This window comes from Variovorax sp. 05L425 (genome assembly GCF_056397705.1).
Genome location: NZ_JBFTNY010000072.1, coordinates 1 through 929 on the forward strand (window position 1 = coordinate 1; position 929 = coordinate 929).

Consider the following 929-nt stretch of genomic DNA (forward strand, 5'->3'; position numbering starts at 1 on the left):
AATGGTCAGCAGCCCCAGCACGAGGTTCAGCATGTGCTGGCCCTTGAACTGCACCGGAGCACCCTGGAACAGGCGGAACTTGTACTTGCCCGAGAGCTTGCCGAAGGCAATGACCGAGCCGCTGAAGGTGATGGCGCCGATGGCCGCACCCAGGAACAGCTCCAGCCGGTTGCCCGCCGGAATCGCGTAGCGCAGGAAGCCGTCGACGATCATCGCGCCGTCGGGCGTGTTGACCGTGCCGGAGGCCGCCACCGGCAGCGGCGTGATGCCGAAGGCCCAGGGCTCCACCACCGCCGCCACGGCGATGAAGACGGCTGCCAGACCGATCATGCTGTGGAAGAAGGCCACAAGCTCGGGCATCTGGGTCATCTCGACCGTCTTGGCGCGGTAGGCGCCGTAGCCGCCGCCCACGACCAGGCCCAGCAGCACCCAGGCCATGCCGAGGGCCTTGCCGCCGGAGAGCTGCACGATGAGGGCGGCGGTGGTGAGGATGGCGATCGCCATGCCGACCATGCCGAAGATGTTGCCGCGGATGGAGGTGGTGGGGTGCGAGAGGCCCTTCAAGGCCTGGATGAAGCAGACCGATGCAACGAGGTACAGCAGCGTGACGACGTTCATGCTCATGCTGCGTTCCCCTTGTCGCCTGCGGCTACCTTCTTGTCCTTCTTCTTGAACATCTCCAGCATGCGTCTCGTCACCAGGAAGCCGCCGAAGACGTTCACTGCAGCAAGTGCCACGGCCAGCACGCCCATGGTCTTGCCCAAGGTGGTCTCGGTGAGCGCCGCGGCCAGCATGGCGCCCACGATGACGATGGCGGAGATGGCGTTGGTGACGGCCATCAGCGGCGTGTGCAGCGCCGGGGTGACGGTCCACACCACGTGGTAGCCCACGTAGATGGCCAGCACGAAGATGATCAGGTTGATGACGGT

The 929-nt window shown here is 65.4% G+C and carries 2 protein-coding genes; both read right to left on the minus strand.

The genetic code is table 11. The annotated features are described in order from the left end of the window. The coding region (locus tag AC1DN9_RS30010) for an NAD(P)(+) transhydrogenase (Re/Si-specific) subunit beta (RefSeq protein ID WP_478106012.1) at nt 1–624 on the minus strand (624 nt) is incomplete at its 3' end. Then, nucleotides 621–929 (minus strand): NAD(P) transhydrogenase subunit alpha part 2 (locus tag AC1DN9_RS30015; RefSeq protein WP_478106013.1); only part of this gene is annotated, 309 nt, incomplete at its 5' end. The genes AC1DN9_RS30010 and AC1DN9_RS30015, both read right to left, overlap by 4 nt.